The organism is Amycolatopsis orientalis DSM 40040 = KCTC 9412 (assembly GCF_000478275.1).
GTDB lineage: Bacteria > Actinomycetota > Actinomycetes > Mycobacteriales > Pseudonocardiaceae > Amycolatopsis > Amycolatopsis orientalis.
The window spans coordinates 372,699-393,592 of sequence record NZ_ASJB01000080.1 but is presented as its reverse complement, the minus strand read 5'-3'; the positions used below and the strand labels follow the sequence as shown (position 1 = coordinate 393,592).

General features: G+C 69.7%; 22 protein-coding genes. 9 read left to right on the top strand and 13 right to left on the bottom strand.

What is annotated here, in order from left to right; genetic code table 11:
• Positions 1–4 precede the first annotated feature (4 nt).
• From L324_RS29675 to L324_RS29660, 4 genes are all read right to left on the bottom strand, one after another.
• On the bottom strand, positions 5–1,189 hold the full coding sequence (locus tag L324_RS29675; RefSeq protein ID WP_037316092.1) for a 5-(carboxyamino)imidazole ribonucleotide synthase: 1,185 nt from the start codon (positions 1,187–1,189) through the stop codon (positions 5–7).
• Between the two features lie 47 nt (positions 1,190–1,236).
• Positions 1,237–2,442: a glycosyltransferase 87 family protein gene (locus tag L324_RS29670; RefSeq protein WP_037316617.1), complete on the bottom strand. Its 1,206-nt coding sequence runs from the start codon at positions 2,440–2,442 to the stop codon at positions 1,237–1,239.
• Positions 2,417–3,790 carry a glycosyltransferase 87 family protein gene (locus L324_RS29665; RefSeq protein WP_037316089.1) on the bottom strand — a complete coding sequence of 458 codons (1,374 nt, stop codon included), beginning with the start codon at positions 3,788–3,790 and terminating at the stop codon, positions 2,417–2,419. Before L324_RS29665 ends, L324_RS29670 begins: the two co-directional genes overlap by 26 nt.
• A gap of 78 nt (positions 3,791–3,868) precedes the next feature.
• Entirely contained in the window at positions 3,869–4,741 is an 873-nt protein-coding gene (locus tag L324_RS29660; protein ID WP_037316085.1) for a hypothetical protein, read from the bottom strand.
• 256 nt (positions 4,742–4,997) lie between these two features.
• Between L324_RS29660 and L324_RS29655 the strand changes: the two genes are divergently transcribed.
• The 8 genes from L324_RS29655 to L324_RS29620 all read left to right on the top strand — a co-directional run bounded on the left by L324_RS29655 (position 4,998) and on the right by L324_RS29620 (position 13,413).
• Positions 4,998–7,250 (top strand): sigma-70 family RNA polymerase sigma factor, encoded by a 2,253-nt coding sequence (locus L324_RS29655; protein WP_037316082.1) that lies wholly within the window; start codon positions 4,998–5,000, stop codon positions 7,248–7,250.
• 128 nt (positions 7,251–7,378) lie between these two features.
• Positions 7,379–7,879, top strand: a complete 501-nt coding sequence (locus tag L324_RS29650) for a GtrA family protein (protein ID WP_037316079.1) — start codon at positions 7,379–7,381, stop codon at positions 7,877–7,879.
• A gap of 137 nt (positions 7,880–8,016) precedes the next feature.
• A complete protein-coding gene (locus tag L324_RS29645) occupies positions 8,017–8,556 on the top strand; it encodes a GtrA family protein (RefSeq protein WP_037316076.1) in 540 nt (179 codons plus the stop codon).
• A 250-nt stretch (positions 8,557–8,806) separates the two neighbouring features.
• Positions 8,807–10,165 (top strand): MDR family MFS transporter, encoded by a 1,359-nt coding sequence (locus L324_RS29640; protein ID WP_037316073.1) that lies wholly within the window; start codon positions 8,807–8,809, stop codon positions 10,163–10,165.
• Between the two features lie 12 nt (positions 10,166–10,177).
• Positions 10,178–11,014 (top strand): NAD(P)H-binding protein, encoded by an 837-nt coding sequence (locus L324_RS29635; RefSeq protein ID WP_037316070.1) that lies wholly within the window; start codon positions 10,178–10,180, stop codon positions 11,012–11,014.
• Between the two features lie 237 nt (positions 11,015–11,251).
• Complete coding sequence (locus L324_RS29630; RefSeq protein WP_037316067.1) at positions 11,252–11,899, top strand: response regulator; 648 nt, start codon at positions 11,252–11,254, stop codon at positions 11,897–11,899.
• A gap of 463 nt (positions 11,900–12,362) precedes the next feature.
• Complete coding sequence (locus tag L324_RS29625) at positions 12,363–12,995, top strand: helix-turn-helix transcriptional regulator (protein ID WP_037316065.1); 633 nt, start codon at positions 12,363–12,365, stop codon at positions 12,993–12,995.
• A 4-nt stretch (positions 12,996–12,999) separates the two neighbouring features.
• Positions 13,000–13,413, top strand: a complete 414-nt coding sequence (locus L324_RS29620; RefSeq protein WP_037316062.1) for a Pvc16 family protein — start codon at positions 13,000–13,002, stop codon at positions 13,411–13,413.
• Here L324_RS29620 and L324_RS29615 read toward each other — a convergent pair.
• From L324_RS29615 to L324_RS29605, 3 genes are all read right to left on the bottom strand, one after another.
• A complete protein-coding gene (locus L324_RS29615; protein WP_235783680.1) occupies positions 13,391–13,870 on the bottom strand; it encodes a hypothetical protein in 480 nt (159 codons plus the stop codon). The two genes, L324_RS29620 and L324_RS29615, sit on opposite strands and share 23 nt — an antisense overlap.
• Before the next feature lie 97 nt (positions 13,871–13,967).
• Positions 13,968–15,251, bottom strand: a complete 1,284-nt coding sequence (locus L324_RS29610) for a sensor histidine kinase (RefSeq protein ID WP_037316059.1) — start codon at positions 15,249–15,251, stop codon at positions 13,968–13,970.
• A 1-nt stretch (position 15,252) separates the two neighbouring features.
• The gene (locus L324_RS29605) at positions 15,253–15,957 is read right to left on the bottom strand and encodes a response regulator transcription factor (RefSeq protein ID WP_037316611.1); all 705 of its coding nucleotides are present in this window, start codon (positions 15,955–15,957) and stop codon (positions 15,253–15,255) included.
• Positions 15,958–15,999: 42 nt separating this feature from the next.
• Between L324_RS29605 and hisN the strand changes: the two genes are divergently transcribed.
• Positions 16,000–16,785, top strand: coding sequence for a histidinol-phosphatase (hisN, locus tag L324_RS29600; RefSeq protein ID WP_037316056.1), 786 nt, complete (start codon positions 16,000–16,002; stop codon positions 16,783–16,785).
• Position 16,786: 1 nt separating this feature from the next.
• Here hisN and L324_RS29595 read toward each other — a convergent pair whose 3' ends face one another.
• The 6 genes from L324_RS29595 to L324_RS29570 all read right to left on the bottom strand — a co-directional run bounded on the left by L324_RS29595 (position 16,787) and on the right by L324_RS29570 (position 20,825).
• Positions 16,787–17,062 carry a hypothetical protein gene (locus tag L324_RS29595; RefSeq protein ID WP_037316053.1) on the bottom strand — a complete coding sequence of 92 codons (276 nt, stop codon included), beginning with the start codon at positions 17,060–17,062 and terminating at the stop codon, positions 16,787–16,789.
• On the bottom strand, positions 17,059–17,901 hold the full coding sequence (locus L324_RS29590) for a TNT domain-containing protein (protein WP_037316050.1): 843 nt from the start codon (positions 17,899–17,901) through the stop codon (positions 17,059–17,061). Before L324_RS29590 ends, L324_RS29595 begins: the two co-directional genes overlap by 4 nt.
• 111 nt (positions 17,902–18,012) lie before the next feature.
• A complete protein-coding gene (locus tag L324_RS29585; protein WP_051174147.1) occupies positions 18,013–18,378 on the bottom strand; it encodes a hypothetical protein in 366 nt (121 codons plus the stop codon).
• Positions 18,375–19,307: a hydroxymethylglutaryl-CoA lyase gene (locus L324_RS29580; protein ID WP_037316047.1), complete on the bottom strand. Its 933-nt coding sequence runs from the start codon at positions 19,305–19,307 to the stop codon at positions 18,375–18,377. Before L324_RS29580 ends, L324_RS29585 begins: the two co-directional genes overlap by 4 nt.
• On the bottom strand, positions 19,307–19,891 hold the full coding sequence (locus L324_RS29575; protein WP_037316044.1) for a PH domain-containing protein: 585 nt from the start codon (positions 19,889–19,891) through the stop codon (positions 19,307–19,309). Before L324_RS29575 ends, L324_RS29580 begins: the two co-directional genes overlap by 1 nt.
• A gap of 109 nt (positions 19,892–20,000) precedes the next feature.
• Positions 20,001–20,825: a biotin--[acetyl-CoA-carboxylase] ligase gene (locus L324_RS29570; protein WP_037316041.1), complete on the bottom strand. Its 825-nt coding sequence runs from the start codon at positions 20,823–20,825 to the stop codon at positions 20,001–20,003.
• Between the last annotated feature and the right edge of the window lie 69 nt (positions 20,826–20,894).

The window sequence follows — 20,894 nt, the reverse complement described above, 5'->3', positions numbered from 1 at the left end:
ACTCCTAGTGAATCTCGTGGCCGTCGAGCCAGACGGCGTGGGAAAGCCAGTGCGCGGAGAGCAGCGCGCGGTCGCGCAACTCCTCCATGCGTTCGCCCACGAAATTGACGTGGCCGAGTTTGCGGCCGGGGCGTTCTCCCTTGCCGTACAGGTGAACGCGGACGTCCGGGTACCGCGCGAAGAGGTGATGCAGCCGCTCGTCCGGTCCCATTTCGGGCGCTTCGGGAGCACCGAGGACGTTCGCCATCACGCAGGCGGGGGCGATCAGATCGGTCACCCCGAGCGGGTAATCGAGCACGGCACGCAGATGCTGCTCGAACTGCGACGTCTTCGAGCCGTCCTGCGTCCAGTGTCCCGAGTTGTGCGGGCGCATGGCGAGTTCGTTGACCAGCAGGCCTTCGTCGGTCTCGAACAGCTCGACGGCGAGCAGGCCGGTCACGTTCAGCGTCGCGGCGATCCGCAGCGCGAGGTCCTGCGCCTCCTGCGTGCGCTCGGAACTCAGCCCCGGCGCGGGTGCGAGCACCTCGGTGTTGATCCCGCCGGACTGCACGGTCTCCACCACCGGCCACGCCGCGCCCTGCCCGAACGGGGACCTCGCCACCAGCGCGGAGAGTTCGCGCCGCATGACGACCTTTTCCTCGACCAGCAAAGGGGTTCCGGCGTCGAGCAGTTCGGGGACGGTCTCGCGCGCGTGCTGCGCGGTGTCGAGCATCCAGACGCCGCGGCCGTCGTAGCCGCCCTGCGCCGCCTTGAGCACCACCGGCCAGGAGTGCTTGTCACCGAAGGAGATCACATCGTCCACAGAGGACACTTCGGCGAAATCGGGGCCGGGGATCTCGAGTCCGGCCATCATCTCGCGCATGACGAGCTTGTTCTGCGCCATCGACAGCGCGGCCGGATCGGGCCGGATGGTGACGCCTTCCATCGCGAGCGTCAGCAGGTGCTCGCCGGGGACGTGCTCGTGGTCGAAGGTCAGCACGTCGACCCCGGCGGCGAACGAGCGCAGCGCTTCGAGGTCAGTGTGATGCCCGTGCACGACCTCGCCCGCGACGAGGCCGGCGGATTCGTTCTCCCCGGCCGCCAGCACACGCAGGGACTGGCCGAGGGAGATCGCCGCCTGGTGGGTCATCCTGGCCAGCTGCCCGCCGCCCACCATGCCGACGATCGGAAGACCGGTTCGCTTGTCCACTACTGCCGCACTCTCCCGCTCCGAAAAAGCCGATGCCGCGGATGAGATTACTTGGCCGCCACCGCCACGACCTGGGCGGACCCGCGCCGCAGCTCCCGGACGGCCAGCCCTGTGATGGCCGTCGCAGCCGCGAGGACGTAGACGTTGCCGAGCAGCGACCAGCCCAGCCCCCAGCCGAACTCGGTGTCACCGCCGTTGGGCACGAACATGATCACGCCGCTCACGAACAGCACCGCGACACCCGCGGCCGGAACCCACGATCGGCGGACGACGAGCAGGACGAGCAGCGGCACCGTCCACACCCAGTGATGTGACCAGGACACCGGCGAGAGCAACAGCCCGTAGAACGCGGTCACCAGCAGCGCGCCGACCGGGTCACCGCTCCGGTGCAGGCGCACGACCAGCCAGACCGCGGGGACGGCCAGGACCGCGGCGATCGCGATGGCCACCGTCAGCGACCAGGGCGCGAGGTCCGAAGCGCGGTTCACCAGCCCGTTGAGTGACTGGTTGAAGATCCAGTGCACGGAGCCGACCCGGCTGGGATCGGTGGCCGACTCGGTCCAGAACCGGACGGCGTCGCCAGGGATCACCGCGAACATCACGGCTTCGAGCACGACGAATGTGCCGAGCGCCCGCAGCGCGTCCTTCCAGCGGCCGGTGAACAGCAGATGCGGCACGAAGATCAGCGGCGTCAGCTTGATCGCCGCCGAGATCCCGATCAGCACCCCGGCCCAGCGCGAACCGCGCGCCGAAAACACCAGGACGTCGAGGACGATCAACGCCATCAGGATGAGGTTGATCTGCCCGAGGAAGAGCGTCTTCCAGACCGGCTCCAAGGCCAGCGCGCCCGCCGTGGCCAGCGGCAGCACCCACCACCGGGTGATCGGGGCACCGCAGGCGCGGGCGACGGCGGAGATCACGATGCTCAGGCAGACCAGCGAGAGCGCGCCGACGACGCCCCAGGTCAGCCCGGCCGGCACGATCGCCAGCGGCAGGAACAGCGGGGCCGCGGCCGGGGTGTAGGTGAACGGCAGCAGCACCCACGGCGGCAGCGTCGTCAGCGCCTCGCGGGTGTAGAGCGGTTCACCCTTCAGCAGCGTGAGCGCGCCGGCGCGGTAGACGGCGCTGTCCGCGCCGAGGTGCCATTCGCCGAGCCACGCGACGACGCCCAGCACGAGCATCGCCAGGGCGAGCGCACCCGCCAGCGCGATCCCGACGACGCGGGGTTCAGCCGCCGGTCGCGATTTCAGCATGCTCGTCGTTGTCCCCCACAGCGTCGTCCCTCGTCGCCGGACGCCGCTTCCTCCGCAGTAACCACCACCGCCCGGCGAGCGCGAGCGCCAGCACCAGCGGCATGAAGATGTACGCGCTGCCGAGGATGTTCTGCCACACCTTCCAGTGCAGCTCGACGTTGCGGCCGTTCGGCAGGATCAGCAGCACGCAGCTGATGAAGACGAAGAACACCGCGAAGGTGCCGAGCCAGCGTTTCCACGCGGTGGCGGGTGTGGTCTGCGGCAGACGCGAAACCAGCAGCACGACCAGCGGCGCCACCCAGACCCAGTGGTGCGTCCAGGAGATCGGCGAGATCAGCAGGATCCAGAACGCCGTCACCAGCATCGCCGCGAGCGCCTGACCCTTGCGGTGGAAGCGCAGCACCAGCCAGATCGCCGGGATCGCGAGCAGCGCGCCGATCCCCATCGCCGCCTTCGACGCCCAGGGCGCGAGTTCGGTGAAGCGGTTCATCAGCGCGTTCAGCGACTGGTTGCCCGCCCAGTGCACCGGGCCGATGCGCCCGGTGTCGGGCAGCGTGTAGGTCCAGTACCGCGCCGCGTCGTGCGGGATGATCAGGAACATCAGGCCCTGCATCACGACGAACGTGATGAGGCCGCGGACGGCGTCCATCCGGCGGCCGGTGATGAACAGGTGCCCCAGGAAGACGATCGGGGTCAGCTTCACCGCGGCCGCGACGCCGACCAGCACCCCGCCCCAGCGGCTGCCGCGGGCGCCGATGACGAGGATGTCGAGCATCACCAGCGCCATCAGGATCAGGTTGATCTGCCCCAGGAAGATCGTGCGCCACACCGGTTCGAGGCCGAGGAACACCAGGAAGAACGCGATCGTCGAGCGGGCGGGCGAGGCCCACCAGCGGGGGCCGTCGGCCGAGGGCTTCGGCAGCGCGCCGATGGCGATCCGGACGCACAGCGCGAGCGCGAGCAGCGAGACCGCGGTCAGCAGGCCCCAGGCGACCTGTGTCGGGACCAGCGCGAGCGGGACGAACAGCAGGGCGGCCGTCGGCGGATAGGTGAACGGCAGCAGCGCCCACCACGGTTCCACCGGAAGTGTGTTGGCGTCGTACAGCGGATCGCCGTTCAGCAGTGTCTCGGCGCCGGCGCGATAAACCGCGCTGTCCACGCCGAGTACCCATTCGTGTTGCCAGCCCCAGATGCCGAAACCGATCGCGACCAGCGGAATCACCGAAAGGATCAGGATCGATCTCGGCCGGACGGACAAGCGGGCGAGCGACCTGCGCAACGAGAGACGATGCTGCGGTCGGCTCGCCGAAACGTCGCCGTTCGGATCGGCGGAAACAGTCCGGGTCACGGAACCAGGAAATCATGAACCGGGTTGTCGCACGTCGACAGGGTCGCCGTGACCAGGAGAACGTCTTACGGTAGCCCGCTAGGACCGGGCGAGCGAGGTGAGCAGATCGCAGGCCTGGTCGTAAGTCGCCGGGAGCCGGACGGCCGAAATCCGCGGACGGCCGGTGTCGCACAGCTGGGCGTCGACCGAAAGGCGTTCGTTGAGCGCTCTTCGCAACGCGACACCGGACGAAGCGAGCCTCACGTCCTTCGGCACCAGCGCGCCCGCGATGGACGGCCCGAGCGAAGCGACGCTCTCGCCGCCGTCGAACACGTGTCTCAGCGCGTCCGCCACCAGGATCATCCCGGTCAGCCGGGGCCAGCCCGCGACCGAACTGAAGTCCATCGCGACCACCAGCAGGGTGTGCGCCTCCGCGACCGGCCGCTCGTCACGGCGGGCCTGCCGGTACAGCTCACTCAGCCGGGTCCTCAGGTACGCGGCGGTGGGCAGCCCCGTGAGAGGTTCGGTGACCTCCGTGTTCACGAGCTGATCGGTCGCGACGTCCGCCCACGCCAACGCCGTCACCCGGAGTAGCCGGGACGGCGTCGAGTCGACGTCCGGTGCGATGAATCCGTCCACCGCGTCCGAGTCGGCGAGCACCGCGTGCAGCGCCGCGAGATCCGCCAGCGTCTCGGCCAGCCCCGCCCCCGCCGCGGCACGTGCGCGGCCCAGGCCCGCGAGCGCGGTTTCCGCCACGTCGGCGGTCACCGCCCGGCCGTTCTTGATCACCGCCGCGCAGACGGCGTCGACCTCGGGGAGGCCCCAGTCACTGGGGAAACGCCAGCCCGAGGCCAGGCTGGCGGTCCGCCAGCGAGCCCGCAGGGCGCGGAGAGAGCGATCTCGTTCGAACCGGTTCCAGGCGGCTTGCCCGTCGGGTCCCCCGGACGGCGCACCGGTCGCCGGTACGTCCACAGGCCACCGCCCCTTCCGTCCTGATCTTTTCGATCTTGCGATCGCTTCACGGTGGGGACGCCGGTCCACGGCGGGCGTGACGGCGTTTTCCAAGGATCTTTCCGAACTCTTCGGTAACCCATGGCGGGTGAAGCTGTTGGGCCCTCCGGGTCATCGGCGGGACCGCGAGGTGACGTACGTCGCCCTGTCCGTCACACTGACCTTGTTCGGGCGTCGAAGATGAGTAGAGCCGCCCAACCTGCAGTGAAGGAGTCCCGTGTCCACCGTTCCCGCCGATCTCACCGGTAAGAGTGACGCCGAGCTGATCGCCGAGGTGCGTGACGGGAAGATCGCGTCTTACGGAACCCTTTACGAGCGTCACGCCGGCGCGGCGCACAACCTCGCCCGCCAGCTCGCCCGGTCGAGTTCCGAAGCCGACGACCTCGTTTCGGAGGCCTTCGCGAAGGTTCTGGACACGCTGCGCGGCGGCAAAGGCCCCGAAACGGCCTTCCGCGCATATCTGCTGACAGCGCTCCGCCACACCGCCTACGACAAGACGCGCAAGGACAAGCGTGTCGACCTGAACGAGGACATGTCCGACGTCGGCGGTGCCGTCGGCGAAGCGCTGACGGTCCCCTTCTCCGATACCGCCGTCGCCGGGCTTGAGCGCACGCTCGCCGCGAAGGCGTTCACCCGGCTGCCCGAACGGTGGCAGGCGGTGCTGTGGCACACCGAGATCGAGGGACAGAGTCCCGCCGAGGTCGCGCCGCTGCTGGGGCTGACCGCGAACGGCGTCTCCGCGCTCGCCTACCGGGCGCGTGAAGGCCTGCGGCAGGCGTATCTGCAGGTCCACCTGGCCGAGAACTCGGGTGAACGCTGCCGCGCGAGTGCGGACAAACTCGGCGCGTGGACCCGTGACGGGCTGTCCAAACGCGAACGCGCCCAGGTGGAGAACCATCTGGACGAATGCGAGAAGTGCCGTGCGCTGGCCGCGGAGCTGGCCGACATCAACGGCGGTCTGCGCGGGATCATCGCGCCGATCGTGCTCGGTGGCGCGGCGCTCGGTTACCTGGCCACCGCCGGGGCGGGCAAGGCGGGCGCGGTCACCGCGGCAGCGACGGCCGCCGCTGCCGGATCGGGTTCGGGGGCGGCGGCCGGCGCCGCCGCGGCCGGACCGCGCCAGTTCGCCGGGGTGGCCGGATCGAGCGCGGCCATCGTCGCCGCCGTCGCGGTGGCTCTCGCCGCCGGGGGCGGCACCCAGGAGATCCCCGCCGCAGCGGCCGTCGCCCCGCCCGCCGCGGCACCGGCGCCCGCCGCTCCCCCGCCCGCGCCTCCGGCGGTCCCTCCGGCAGTGCCTCCGGCGCCGCCCGTGCCTCCGCCCGCGCAGCCTCAGCCCCAACCTCCGGCCCAGCCGCCCGCGGCGCCTCCGGCCCAGCCACCCGCGGAGACCCCGCCGCCCGCCGAGCCTCCCGCGTCGTCGCCGGCGATCCCCGCGCCCCCGGCGATGACGGCGTCGACCCCGCCCGGCGGTGTCCAGCTCGAACCCGGCGAGGACGCCAACTTGCCGATCACCGTGCGTAACGACGGTGGGTCGAAGTCCGAACCCGTCGCGGTCACGCTGAACCTGCCCAAGGGCGTGCGGGCCATCCCCGTCGGCGGTGGTCGCGCTGGCGGCGTCACCGGCGTCCGTCAGCAGGCGGCGCCCGCCCCGATCACGGTGAACTGTCCCGGCGGCAGCGGAACGGTGACCTGCAAGACCGGCACCGGCCTCGAACCGGGGCAGTCCGCGGTGCTGACGTTCCGGTTGCGTGCCGACGCGACAGCCGAAGCGGGCAGCATGGTGACCGGTTCGGTGACGGCGGGCGCGCAGATCAAGGTGTCGGTCGCGGTGAAGGTGACCGTGAAGCCGCCGCCGGACGACCTCACCCTGAGCGCCGAGAGCGACGGGCTGTCCGCGTTCCCCTGGAACCGCAACCCGCTGGTGATGATCCGCGTGAAGAACACCGGCAAGACGACGAAGCCGGTGACGATCACGCTCGACCATCGGGTGCTCACCTCCTGGAGCGTGTACGGAATCCCGTGCCATCCGACCGGCGAAGGCGCGTCGTGCACTTCGCGCGGCTCGCTGACTCCGGGGCGTCAGGTAAGCCTGTGGGTCCGGTTGAAGGGACGCCCGGCGGACAACCTGCCGGTGACGGTGAACGCCACCCTCGGTGTCGCCAAGGCGAAGCCGGTGCCGGTCTACTTCGGCTGCTGGCATCACTGGTGTGACGACAACGCGCTGCTTCCGCCGACCACTCCGCCTTCGCTGCCTTCGGTCACTTCGAAGCCTCCGGCCACTTCGGAGACGACGAAGCCGGGGCGGCCTGGATGGCCTTCGCCGTCGAAGAAGCCTTCACCGTCCGCGACGCCTTCGGAGCCGGCGAAGCAGGAGCAGGCCCCGCCGCCCGCGACCACGAGCGCGCCGCCTCGGCCGGGTAAGTCGAAGCCGACCGTGGAGCCCGACGGGATCATCGGCGGCCTCTTCTAGAGACTTCCTCGAAGGTCTGCGGCGCGGGGGCTGAAGGGCCCTTTCCCCTCATCTCACGCGGTGAAGGGCGCTTTCCTCGCGTCACATGCGGGGAAAGCGCCCTTCAGCCCCTCTAGTACCGTGCCCGCATGCTGGGGAAACACCGGGAGCTGCTGCGTTTCGCCGTGGTCGGGAGTGCGAGTTTCGTCATCACGATGACGATCACCTACGGGCTGAAGTTCACCGTGCTGACCGACAAACCGGTGACCGCCCTGATGATCGGCGTCCTGGTGGCGACCGTTTTCTCCTACGTGGCGAACCGCGAATGGTCCTTTCGCACCCGCGGCGGCCGTGAGCGGGCTCACGAGGCGGCGCTCTTCTTCCTGCTCAGCGCGATCGCGCTGGGACTCAACGCGCTTCCGCAGCTGGTTTCGCGCTACGTCCTCGGGCTGGAGCAGCCGCACGTCGGGCTGCTGACGCAGGAGATCGCGGATTTCGTCAGCGGTGTGGTGATCGGCACGCTGCTCGGCACGGCGTTCCGCTGGTGGTCGTTCAAGAAGTGGGTCTTCCCGGAGGCGGGCGCGCGGCCGCGGCTGCTGCGGGGCGGCGCGAGTCCCTCTTCGGACGACCGCGGGGACAAGGCCGCCTGACCCGCCAAAGCGATAGCAAAGGTCCCTTGCTCCCCTGGGCGGCACACCCGGCTCAAGGAATCGCCCAAAGCGCCATATAACGCTCCGGATATGCCCTGCGAGCCCATTCGACGAGCGAACCGAATTAGACTGGCTGGGTGACCGTGGTCGAATCCGTCCTTTCCCGGACGCCCGAGCCGTTCCGCTCCGTGCTGATCAAGCACCGCGAGCTGCTGAAGTTCGGGATCGTCGGCGGCACGACGTTCCTGGTCGACAACGGGGTCTGGTACCTGCTGAAACTCAGCGTGCTGGAGTCGAAGCCGACCACGGCGAAGGCGATCGCGATCATCGTCGCGACGATCGTGTCGTACATCCTCAACCGCGAATGGTCCTTCCGGACCCGCGGCGGCCGCGAGCGGCATCACGAGGCGGCGCTCTTCTTCGTGATCAGCGGGATCGCCGTGGTGGTCAACCTGATCCCGCTGTACACCTCCCGGTACATCTTCGATCTCGAAGTGCCGCATGTGACGCGGTTCGTCCAGGAGTTCGCGGACTTCACGAGCGGGTCGATCATCGGCATGCTCCTGGCGATGTTCTTCCGCTTCTGGGGTTTCAAGAAGTGGGTCTTCCCGGATGAGCTGGGCAAACGCCGCCGCGACAGCGACGAGCCGGACGAGGACGTCATCCCGCTCCGCTAGGTACTTGTCAAAGTACATGTGATTGCCTAGGGTCATCCAGGTCAACGTTCCTTCACTGATGACGCCGGCCGGGTTCGTACGGTCGAGCGGGACGAATTCGAGGTGATCGCCAAGCGCGAAGAGGACCGCATCCGGTTCGGATGACGGTTGAGCCTTTTCCCGTCTTGGCGGGGATCCAGGGGCTGCTTTCTCCAGCAGCGCTCTGCGTCCCTCGCGTTCCCTCGTTTCTTCCAGTGAATGGATCTCTTTCTTGAGCACCGCTCCCGGCGCGCCTCCGCGCGTCCACAACACCCTTGCCCTTGTCGGGCTCTTCGCCGCCGTGTTCCTGGGAATGCTCGACGCCCAGGTCGTCGCGACCGCCCTGCCGCGGATGGTCGGCGAACTCGGCGGCGCCACGTCGTTCGCCTGGGTCACCACCGCCTATCTGCTGGCAGGCAGCGTCAGCGCGCCGGTCTACGGGAAGCTCGGCGACCTCTTCGGCCGTAAACGCGTCGTTCTCGCCGCGATCGCCCTGTTCGTCCTCGGCTCCCTCGCCTGCGCACTCGCACCGACGATGCCGCTGCTGATCGCCGCCCGCGTCCTGCAGGGCGTCGGCTCCGGCGGCCTGTTCGTCACGGTCGCCGCGATCATCGGCGAACTGTTCCCCGGCCGCGAAGGCGCCCGCTATTTCGCCTGGTTCTCGCTCTGCTTCGCCGGCTCCTCGCTGGCGGGCCCGGTCGTCGGCGGCGTACTGACCGACCTGGCGGGCTGGCGTTCGATCTTCCTGGTCAACGTGCCGATCGGCCTGATCGCACTCGTCATCGTCGCGCGCTCCCTCCAGCTCGAACGACGCCGGACGACCGCGCCGTTCGACTTCGCGGGCATCGTCGTCCTGTCCGGCGCGATCGTCGGTCTCACCCTGGCGACGCCGCTCTCCGCGTCGATCGGCGCGGTGCTGCTCGTCGTCTTCCTGGCCATCGAGCGCCGGGCCGCCGCGCCGGTCATCCCGCTCCGGCTCTTCCGCGCCAGGATGTTCAGCCTGAGCGTCCTGGCCAGTGCCGCCGCCGGATTCGTCTTCCTGGGTTCGGTCAACTACCTGGCGCTCTTCCTGCAGACCGCGGGCGGCGCTGGACCTTCCGAAGCCGGACTCCTGCTCCTGCCGATGACGCTCGCTGTCGCCGCGTCGTCGATGGTCGCGGGCCGGATCATCGCCAAGACCGGCGCCTATCGCTGGGCACCGATCCTCAGCATGACGCTCGGCCTCGCCGCCGCGCTCGCCATGTCCACAATGGACGAAACCACGCCGTTGCCGCTCGTCGTCGCCTACCTCGTCGTGTTCGGCATCGCGGCCGGGCTCAACATCCAGGTGCTTTCCATGGCCGCTCAGCAGAACGTGGCCCGGACCGATCTCGGCGCCGTTTCGGCGACCGTCGGCTTCCTGCGCTCTCTCGGCACCACGGCTGGGCTGACCGTTTTCGGAGCGGTGTTCACGAGTGCGTTCGGCACCGACAGCCCCAGCGGCTATGCCTCCGCGCTCAACGGCGTGTTCTGGGTGATGGTCCCCGCCCTCGTGATCGGCCTCGTCGCTTCCCTCTTCCTGCCCCGCGTCGCGCTGCGACGCCACCACTGAAGGATTTCTTCGATGATTCTCGTACTCGGTTCCACCGGCAAAATCGGCCGCGAACTCGTTCCCGCGCTGCTGGACAAGGGCGCTCGCGTGCGCGCCCTGACCCGTGATCCGGCCCGCGCCCGCCTCGATCCGCGTGCCGAAGTCGCCGCATGCGACCTCGACGCCTTCGACCCCGCGCTGCTCGACGGTGTCGATCGCGTCTTCATCCTGACCTCCGGGCACGGCTCGGACGGTCTCGCCCAGGAACGCGCCGTGGTCAAGGCCGCCACCGGCGTCGACCGGCTCGTCAAGCTCTCCACCACCGGCGTCCACTTCGGACAGACGGATCCGATCTCCTCGGTACACGCCGCGGCCGAGCAGGCCGTGCGCGAGGCCGGGCCGGACTGGACGATCCTGCGGCCCGGCACGTTCATGGACAACCGGTTCGCCTGGCTGCACGCGGTCCGCGGCGACGGCGTCATCCGCGTCCCCGAAGGCGATCCGGCGTCCGCGCTGGTGCACGTCCGCGACATCGCCGAAGTCGCCGCGACCGTGCTCACCACCGAGGGGCACGCGGGCAAGACCTACCCGATCACCGGCGGCGAAGCCCTCACGACGCGTCGGCAGGTCGAGATCCTCGGCGAAGCCCTCGGACGACGGCTGACCTACGTCGAAGAGCCCGAGGCCGACGCCCGCGCCCGGATGCTCGGGCATGGCTGGCCCGCTTCGGCGGTCGACGGGTTCTTCGAACTCAAACGGCAGTCCGCCGGGAACGAGGAGATCGTGTTCGACACCGTCCGCGAACTCCTCGGCCGGGCGCCGCTGACGTTCGCCGAGTGGGCCCGCGAGCACGCCGCTGCCTTCGTCTGACCTGCGGAAAGAGAGCAAGGGACCTTTGCTATCGCTCGCTCGGCGTGCCCGGGCGGCGAGAGCAAAGGTCCCTCGCTCCCCCTCCTGGGCCGAAAGGGTTAAGGACTTGGGCGGATCGCCGCGATACGCGATACTCGTCAGGCGTTGAATTCTCGCCGGTCCGCTGTCCGGACCACGCGTTGTCCGCGACCGGCCCGCTCGCTAGCGTGCCGCGACGGGGAGACAGGGGGAGCCCGGATGACTGAACACCTTCGTGTGCTCGTGGTCGACGACCATCCATTGTTCCGGTTCGGGGTGTGCACACTGCTCGCCAACGAACCGCGGATCGACGTGGTCGGCGAGGCCGCGAGCGGGGCGCACGCGATCAGCGCGGCGAGCGTCCTCGGGCCCGACGTCGTGGTCATGGACCTGCACCTGCCCGACCTCAGCGGCGCCGAAGCGACCCGTCACATCGTCGCCAGGCAGCCGGACATCGGCGTGCTCATGCTGACGATGGCCGACGAAAGCGAGGCCGTTTTCTCCGCGATGCGGGCCGGGGCCCGCGGATATCTGCTGAAAGACGCGGAGCCCGACGAAATCATCCGCGCCGTCCACGCCGTCGCAAGGCGCGAAGCGATCTTCGGGCCCGACATAGCGACACGGGTCCTCGGCTTCTTCAATCATTCTCAGCCGAGCCCGGACACGGTGTTCCCGGAACTGACCGTCCGCGAACGGGAGGTCCTCTCCCTCATCGCCGGCGGCCACAGCAACACCGCCATCGCGAGCACCTTGTGCCTCAGCCCGAAAACCGTGCGGAACCACATTTCCAACGTATTCAGCAAACTCCACGTCGCGGACCGCGCCGAAGCGATCGTGCGCGCCCGCGAAGCCGGGCTGGGCCGGTGATCGGTCGCCATCGCGCACCGGGTCGTGAGTGGCAATGACGGTTCTGACGAACTCTCTCTTAGATACCTACTCGTAGCCTGCGGCTTTGCTCGCGGTGAAGTACATGATGGCCCCCTTCCTTGCGCTAGGCGCAAGGAAGGGGGCCATCATGTACTGAGGAAGGTGTGAAGGTCGAGTTTCCTCGGCTGAGCCGAGCGAAGGGGGTCTTCACGCGCTATCGCTGTGACCGGTGGTGCCACTGAGCCTGGTAGCGATGGTCCGAGCCGACGAACCCACCCCGGTAGGTACTTGAAACACGTTTGGCTCGAACCGTCATCGCCACTCACGACTTGGCGACCCCGATAAGGGCGGCTTTTCGGGCAATGTCGGGACCGGAGTCCCATGTGCCCGGGACACCTCACCCGGCAGGGTGAGTAGTGCGAGGGGTGGGGCCCTCGCACCGTTCGAGGGGAATGGGAATCACATGTTCGAACCGAACAGGACACCGGTGATCGTCCGCGCCACCGATCCGATCCTGCACAACGGCGTCTGCATGACGCTGCGCTCCCGTGACGACGTCTGGCTGGTGGACGGGGAGACCACCGACCCGAGCATGGTGGCCCTCCTGGTCACCGACCGCCTCGACGAGGCGATGACGCAGATGCTGTCCGCGCTGCACCACCAGGGGTTCACCCGCATCGTGCTCATCGCGGGTGAGGTCGACGACAACGAGATCCTCGGCGCCATCGAGCACGGTGTCTGCGCGGTCGCCCGCCGCTCGGAAGCCGGCGCCGACGTTCTGGTCCGGCTGATCAAGGCGGCCGCCGCCGGGGAAGGCGCGCTCCCGCCCGACCTGCTCGGCAGGCTCCTGCACCGGGTCTCCCGGCTGCAGCGCCAGGTACTGCAGCCGCGCGGCCTGCACTTCGGCGGCATGAGCAACCGGGAGACCGAGGTGCTCAAGCTGGTCGCGTCGGGGTTCTCGACGCAGGAGATCGCCGATCAGCTCTGCTACTCGCAGCGCACGGTGAAGAGCATCCTGCACGACGTGACCAACCGGTTCCAGCTCCGGAACCGCTCGCACGCGGTGGCCTACGCACTGCGTGAGGGATTGATCTGAGCCCGTGATCACGCAGGTCGACGAGGCCTTGTGCCTGCTCATCGCACCTCATCTGCCGGAGGGGACGGTGGTCCGGCTGGATCCGCCGAAACCCACCTGGCAGACGGAGACGCGGGTATCGAGCGTCGACCTGTTCCTCTTCGCCCTGCACGGCGCCGGTCCGGAAAACGGCGCCGTGCGGGCGAAGCGGTGCGCACTGTCCTATCTGGTCACCGCACGGGCGGACCGGGTCCGCGACGAGCACACCCTGCTCGACCGGTCGCTGCGGGTCCTGCTCGAAACCGAGTTCCTGACGGTCGACGCGCAGCCGTTCCGGCTGGGTATCGGGGAAACCGATCCCACCGGGCTGTGGGCGGCCCTCGGCCTGCCCGCGCGCGCGGCGTTCGTCGTCACGGTCACGGCGGAGTACCGAGGCTGAGCACGGAGGCCCGCCGCAGGACCACCCCTCCGATGGACGCGAGCTGCGCTCCGAAGAACTCGCACCATTCGGCCGCGGTCGTGGGCGGGCCGCATTCGCCCGCTCGCCGGGCCCAGCAGGCCCGGACCTCGAGCCGGTAGCCGAGCACGCCGGTCAAGGTCAGCCCGTTCCGGCTGGCGCCGACCCCGCAGGTGCCCCGGTAGATCCAGCGGTCCGGTGGCTGGAACACGGTCGTCTCCTGCACGAACCGGTGTCCGGCCGCTCCGGTGACGGTCGCGACCGGAGTGTCGATCCCGCTGACGAACAGGCCCTTCGAGAGCAGGTCCAGCGCTTCGGCCTCCACCCGCTCCACCACGCCGGGAGGACGGCGGCACGCGTAGAGGTCGCCTTCGAAGGACAGGCGCACGGAAACCGTCACCTTGCCGATCTCCGCGGTCGCCGCGGCCACCGGAGTCACCGGTGGGCGATACCGAAACGCCGTCGCACGCACCCTCCAGACGGTAGGTCGGTCCGCGTCCGCGACGCTGCCCTATCGGGAGGTCCTTGGGGAGGTCTTACCTGGGGACTCGTTCCGCGGGCCACCGGACTTCGGCCACATCGCCGGGACGGGGGACCTTCAGGAAGAGGCTGAACACCACGGGCTGTTTGCTCGACAACTCCAGCCGCCCGCCGTCGGCTTCGACGAGCGCGCGGGCGAGCGCGAGCCCGACCCCGGTCGACCCGCCACCGGAGAACCCGCGTTCGAAGATGTGCGGGGCCAGCTCGTCGGGCACGCCGGAGCCGGTGTCGGCGACCTCGATCACCACGGTGCCGTCCGTGTCGCCGCGGCGGGCGGCGAGCGTGACCGTTCCCGCGCCGTGGCGCAGGGCGTTGTCGAGCAGGACGCCGACGACCTCGCGCAGCCGGCCAGGGGTGGCCCTGGCCCTCAGCCCGTCAGTGACGCGAAGCCGCAGATGCCTGCCTTCAGCGCGAAGCAGCTGTCGCCATTCTTCCGAAACCTCGGGGAGAACTTCCGCCAGATTCACCGGTTCCGCGCTGACCTCGCTGGCGGCCCGCGCGGCCGCCAGCAGCTCGTCGAGTGCCTCGGCCAGCCGGTCGGCTTGTTCTTGCGCCGCCTTCGCCTCGTCGACGACGTCCTGGTCGGGATGGACGGTGAGCGGTTCGAGCCGCAGTTGCAACGCGGTCAACCGGCTCCGCAGCTGGTGGGAGACGTCGCCGACGAGCTGGCGTTCTCGCTGGACGAGCTGCGCCAGCGCCGAACCGGACGCGTCGAGCGCTTCGGCGACCATGTCGAGTTCGCCGACGCCGTAGCGCTTGGGATCCGGCCGGAAGTCGCCGCCACCGAGTTTGACCGCGCGATCGGCGACGTGTCTCAGCGGTTTCGCGAGCCGTCGCGCGGTCACGGTCGCGACCACCGTGCCGGTACCGACCGACAGCACGACCAGCAGCACCACGAGCAGGGTCACCTGCGTCTGCCGGGTGCGCATGGGCCCGGCGGGTACGGACAGCTCGACCTCGCCGTGCAGCGCGATCGGCACCTTTTCGGAGACCACGTCGCTGCCGGGATCGGAGCCGTAGCGCTTCTCGATCTGCCCCTCCGCGCGGACGGTCAGCAGCCCGCCCGGCGGCACGGCCACCCGGACCTGGTCGAGGTCGATCGGCTGGCCGTTGGCGATCTCGTTGTCGAGGGTGGCCGCGATCCCGCGCGCCGCGGACGCGAGGTTCTCGCGGTTGAGGTTCTCGACCAGCTGCCAGGCGGTGATCCCGAGCGGGATGCCCAGCACCGCCGCGGTCACCGCGACGGCGAGCAGGATCGCCAGGAGGATGCGACGGCGCATGCTATTCCGCGTTGAAGCGGAAGCCGACGCCGCGGACCGTGGCGATCCGCCGTTCGCCGTCCCCGTTCCCGCCCGGCCTGCTCGTCCGGCCCGCCGCCTCGTCCGCGGCGATCGCGAGTTTCCGGCGCAGCCACGACATGTGCATGTCGAGGGTCTTGGAGGTCTTCGATTCGAGGTCGTTCCACACCTCGGCGAGGATCTCGTCGCGGCTGACGACCTGGCCCGCACGGCTCATCAGCACCCGCAGCAGCTCGAACTCCTTGTTCGCCAGCTGCACCTCGTGCAGGTCCACGGTGACCATCCGGGCACCGAGGTCCATCCGCACCCCGCCGGCTTCGAGCACCTCGGGAGCCCGGCGGCGGAGCAACGCCCGGATCCGGGCCAGCAGTTCGGCGAGACGGAACGGCTTCGCGACGTAGTCGTCCGCGCCCGCGTCCAGCCCGACCACGAAGTCGACCTCGTCCGTGCGCGCGGTGAGCATCAGCACCGGCACCTCCGTCCCGCTGGCGCGCAGGCGGCGGCACACCTCCAGCCCGTCCATCCCGGGCAGGCCGAGATCGAGGACCAGGAGGTCGACACGGTCGCTCTCGGTCGCGTCGAGGGCGGCGGGCCCGTCACCGACGACGCGCACGTCGTATCCCTCCCGCTGAAGGGCGCGGGAAAGCGGATCGGCGATGGCCGGGTCATCCTCGGCGAGTAGCACCATGCTCACCTGCTCAACTCTACGGCCGCCGGGCGTGAAAGCATCGTGACCGTGCCCGGCTACGAGAATGATCTGGAACTCGCCGTCCGGCTGGCCGACGCCGCCGACGCCATCACGACCGACCGGTTCCGCGCGCTCGACCTGGCCGTGGAGCGCAAACCCGACCGGACCCCGGTGACCGACGCGGACACCGCCGTCGAAGACGCGATCCGCGCGATCCTCACCGCGGAACGCCCGGACGACACCGTCCTCGGCGAAGAACGCGGTGGTTCGGCCGCGACCGGCCGGGCCTGGGTGCTCGATCCGATCGACGGGACCAAGAACTTCCTGCGCGGGGTCCCGGTGTGGGCGACGCTGATCGCGCTGGTCGAAGACGGCACCCCGGTGGTGGGCATGATCAGCGCGCCGCTGCTCGGGCGCCGCTGGTGGGCGGCCACCGGGGACGGCGCCTGGCTGCGCGACTCCGGCGGCGAACGGCGCCTTTCGGTGTCGAAGGTGGCCTCGCTCGAAGACGCCTATCTGTCCACAACGGACTTGAACTCGTGGGTCGAGTACCACTCGCGGGAGAAGTACCTGGACCTCGTCAACGCGTGCTGGGAAAGCCGCGCTTTCGGGGACTTCTGGCACCACTGCCTGGTCGCCGAGGGCGCGCTCGACATCACCGCGGAATGCATCGTGAACCCGTGGGACGTCGCCGCCGCCCAGGTGCTGATCACCGAGGCGGGCGGGCGGTTCACCGACCTCTCCGGCGAGGCCCGCTACGACAACGGCTCGGCGCTGTCGACGAACGGCCTGCTCCACGACGAAGCACTGGCCATCCTGAAACGCTGAGTCACTGCGCGCCGGGCAGGAGACCGACGGCGCCGCGCGCGACCTGCGACCACGCCAGGCGGCCGAAGAGGTAATGGCAGGCGACCTGCTCGCTGGTGAAGCGTGCCCAGTCGTACCGGTTCCCCTGCTCGCGCCAGAACACCTCCCAAGCGGGTTCGGCGCCCTCCTCCTCGGTGCGCATGAGGCACCAGGCGTTGTCCGTCTCCGCGCCGACCGAGACCACCTCGGGCGGTACGCCCAGCGCGGCCAGCCACCGCAGGATCGTCCCCGTGTTCACCGAACCTCCCCCGTTACGTCCGCCAGGAAGCCCAGCGTGACGAGTTCATCCGCGCCGAGGACCGCGCGGAAGCGCACCCCGCCGCCCGGCTGGCCGAACCATTCGGCGGTCACCGATCGCCAGACCGGCAGCGGCCGGACGACGCGGTAGCGCCGGTACGCGGTGACCCGGTCCGGCGGCAACGAGCGCATCGAGAACAGGGTCGCGTCTTCGGCGAACACCCGGCCGTGGTGGTCCCCGAACCGGTCGAGATGGGTGCCGACCTCGAGCATCACCGGTGTCGCCGGGTCGATACCGCCCTCAGGGAAGAGTTCGCCGGGTGGCCACAGGTACCCGGTCTCGTCCGTGAACCGGCGCTCCCAGTCCTCTCGGGACTCTCCGCCCCACGGATCGTGTCCCCTGGTCAACGCCGGTGGCGGGAAGACGGCCGGAGCCGTCGGGGAACGCCGGAAACCACCGCTGACATACGACAACGCGTCCAGGTCGTCCAGCACGCCCGCTTGGGGATGATCCTGCGGACCGGAACCGCCCTCGGGCAGCGGCAACTGGCGCGCGGGTTTGGCCATCGCGACCGGGAGATGCCCGATGGGGAACATATGTACCAGGAACAGCGCGATCACGCTTTCCCGTTCGGTGCGCAAAGCCCCCATCGGCGGCGGAGCCGGGGGCACCGGCGGCGCGGCGGGCGGGAAGGGTACGCGCAACGGCGCGACGGCGGGCGGCCACGGCGAAGGCGCGTACGGAGCACGGAGCCCCTGAGGCGGCGTCGGCGCGTCGGCATCGGCGTACTGGACGGGCAGCCGGATCGGGCCCGTTCCGGCCTCGCTCGGATCGGTCACCGCACCTCCCCCAAGGAATCGATCCCACCGGTGAAGGGGGAGGCAGCGGACAGGTCCCGTGAAGACCTTATCGCCGACCGGCGTTCTCGTCGGCGGATACCCGAAAGCGCATCAAAGCCCGTGTCGGCGGACGGCGTTCGACGAGCTCGAAACCCGCCTTTCGAACATGCTCACCGTGCCGTGGTACAGATCCAACGGCCTCCCGCAGCAGCGCGCCGACCTCGGGTTGTCCGGCCGGGGCGAGACCGCGACCCGGCCGACCGGTTCGTCGTCATCGGCCAAGGCCAGTAGTCCCAACGGTTTCCCGGCGGCGGTCGCACCGCGGACATGCGCCTTGCGGCCGTCCTTGCCCGCCCGTTCGAACTCGGGGCCGGTCAGCCGGAAGAAGGCGCACCAGCACCCGCCCTGCACGCCACCCGGGCCGAACAACCGCTCGAACAGGGGCAAGGTGTCGTTCGTGAGTTCGGCGAACCTCATCCCGCGAGCGCGTTGACCACCCGGGACGGGCTCGGCCTGCCCAGCTTCCCGGCCATCCACTTGCTGGCCGACACCAACACGTCGAGGTCGACACCGGTTTCGACGCCGAGACCGTCGAGCATCCACACCAGATCCTCGGTCGCGAGGTTCCCGGTGGCCGATTCGGCGTACGGGCAGCCACCGAGTCCCCCGGCGGACGAGTCCACAGTGGAGACACCGCAGCGAAGGGCGGCCAAGGTGTTCGCGAGCGCCTGGCCGTAGGTGTCGTGGAAGTGGACGGCGAGGGTGCTGACGTCGGCGAACTGCCCGATCAGCGCCTCGACCTGCCCGGCGGTGGCGACGCCGATGGTGTCCCCGAGCGAAAGCTGCGAACAGCCGAGGTCCAGCAGTCGTTTGCCCACCCCGGCGACCTGCGAGGCCGGGACGGCGCCCTCCCACGGGTCGCCGAAGCACATCGACACGTAGCCGCGCACGTCGAGCCCTTCGGCCCGTGCCCGGGTGACGACCGGCTCGAACATCGCGAACTGGTCGTCCACCGTGGAATTGAGGTTCTTCTTGGCGAAGGTCTCGGTGGCGCTGGCGAAGATCGCGATATGCGCCACCCCGGCCTCCAGCGCGCGGTCCAGCCCGCGCTCGTTCGGGACGAGAACGGGATAACGGACGCCTTCGCGGCGTTCGAGCCCGGCGAGGAGTTGCTCGGCGTCGGCCAGCTGCGGCACCCATTTCGGGCTCACGAAACTGGTCGCTTCGAGCGTGGTCAACCCGGCGTCGGCGAGCTTGGCCAGGAACTCGAGCTTCACCTCGACCGGAACGATCGACTTCTCGTTCTGCAGGCCGTCCCGGGGGCCGACCTCCCAGATCGTCACCCGTTCCGGCAACGCCTCGGCGGACGGGACGCGGTCGGGCAGGCCCAGCTCTCGCGTGCCCATCAACGGCGCCTGTCGCCGCGCGGCGGACGCCCCTGCGGCGGCAGCGGCTCGGTCTGCTGCGGAGCGCCGGGTGCGGGCGGCGCGTAGTCGTCGTACGGGTTGTCGTTGACCTCGCGGTAGATGACCGTGTGCACCCGCTCGACCTTGGGGATGTCGTCGAACCTCAGCGGTTCGTCCGACGCGGATTCGATCACCAGCGTGCCGCAGCCGAACACCCGGTCCAGCAGTCCGTGCTCGAACTGGACGCTGTTGATCCGCGACATCGGGATGTCGATCCCGGTCCGCTTGAGCACGCCCTCACGGGCGATCAGCCGGTCCGTGGTCACGATGAAATGCGTCGTGCGCCAGCGGACGAACGGCGCGAGGAAGAGCCAGACGACGAGGCCGAGCCCGACCACGCCGACCGCGATCAGCGAGATCAGGTCCCAGGGGGCCGTCGCGTCCTTCGCCAGGATGCCCAGCCAGATACCCACGCCGAGCGTGACGATCAGCGCGACGAAGGGGAAGATCAGCATCTTGAAATGCGGGTGACTGTGCACCACGACGTGCTCGTTTTCGCTGAGCAAATCGTCCGGATAGGCCACGACGGACGCTCCCAAAGTGTGTTCGGCGCTGGTGAGCCTCACCGTACCGGCGAACAGCGCCGGGGGAAGAGGAGGCGCCGCAAATCGAGACTTGTCACGATCCGCCGGATCAGGGCCGGGCGGGCCGCACGTGGACGACGTCTCCGGCGAACACCGTGTACCGCTCACCACCGGGAACGTCGACCTGGAGCTGGCCGGCGGGATCGATGTCGGCGGCGCGGCCGGTCAGCGCCGAGCCGTCGGGCAGCTGGACCTCGACGTCCTGGCCCAGCGTGGCGCAATGCCGCCGGTAGTCACCGAGCAGGCCCGCCTCGGCCAGCGAGCCGCCCGCCAGGCGCCAGCGGCGTTCGAGTTCGTCGAAACCGGTGAGCAGGCGGATGGCGATCTCACCACGATCGGTGTCGGTCGCCCCCTGCTCGGCCAGCGACGTCGCGGGCAGACCGCCGGGCCCGGCCGGGACGTTCTCGCCGAGCGGCAGCACGTTCAGGCCGATACCGAGGATCACGGTGGTGTCGTCCCCGGCGACGGCCTCGGCCAGGATGCCCGCGCATTTGCCGCGGTCCGGCCCGGCCAGGACGTCGTTCGGCCACTTGAGGACGGCGTCTACGCCCAGGCCCGCGGCGACCTCCCGCACCGCGAGGCCGGCGACCACGGAAAGTGAACCCAAATTGGCGAACGGGACCTCGCGGGGACGCAGCAGGACACTGACGTAGAGCCCGGATCCCTTCGGCGAGGACCACTGCCGCGCGCGGCGGCCGACCCCGGCCGTCTGCTCCTCGGCGATCAGCACGGTGCGGTCCTCGCCCCCCTTCGCGGCGGCTTCCCGCAGGTCGGCGTTGGTGGACCCAGTGCTCGCCACGACCTGGATCGCGGCGTACCGGCCGGACAGCGCGGCACTCAGACGCCCGGCGTCGAGCGCTCCCGTCTCAGTCATTTGTCCAGAATATGAGAGTCCCCCTAACGTGCAAGGCGGTCGCTCGTTACAGAGAGGTGGTCTCCAATA

Coding starts and splice junctions, on each gene's coding strand:
- L324_RS29605 (WP_037316611.1), bottom strand. CDS start 15,957: ATGGTGCTACTCGCCGAGGATGACCCGGCCATCGCCGATCCGCTTTCC.
- L324_RS29635 (WP_037316070.1), top strand. CDS start 10,178: ATGATTCTCGTACTCGGTTCCACCGGCAAAATCGGCCGCGAACTCGTT.
- L324_RS29585 (WP_051174147.1), bottom strand. CDS start 18,378: ATGAGGTTCGCCGAACTCACGAACGACACCTTGCCCCTGTTCGAGCGG.
- L324_RS29650 (WP_037316079.1), top strand. CDS start 7,379: ATGCTGGGGAAACACCGGGAGCTGCTGCGTTTCGCCGTGGTCGGGAGT.
- L324_RS29610 (WP_037316059.1), bottom strand. CDS start 15,251: ATGCGCCGTCGCATCCTCCTGGCGATCCTGCTCGCCGTCGCGGTGACC.
- L324_RS29630 (WP_037316067.1), top strand. CDS start 11,252: ATGACTGAACACCTTCGTGTGCTCGTGGTCGACGACCATCCATTGTTC.
- L324_RS29625 (WP_037316065.1), top strand. CDS start 12,363: ATGTTCGAACCGAACAGGACACCGGTGATCGTCCGCGCCACCGATCCG.
- L324_RS29670 (WP_037316617.1), bottom strand. CDS start 2,442: ATGCTGAAATCGCGACCGGCGGCTGAACCCCGCGTCGTCGGGATCGCG.
- L324_RS29580 (WP_037316047.1), bottom strand. CDS start 19,307: ATGGGCACGCGAGAGCTGGGCCTGCCCGACCGCGTCCCGTCCGCCGAG.
- L324_RS29570 (WP_037316041.1), bottom strand. CDS start 20,825: ATGACTGAGACGGGAGCGCTCGACGCCGGGCGTCTGAGTGCCGCGCTG.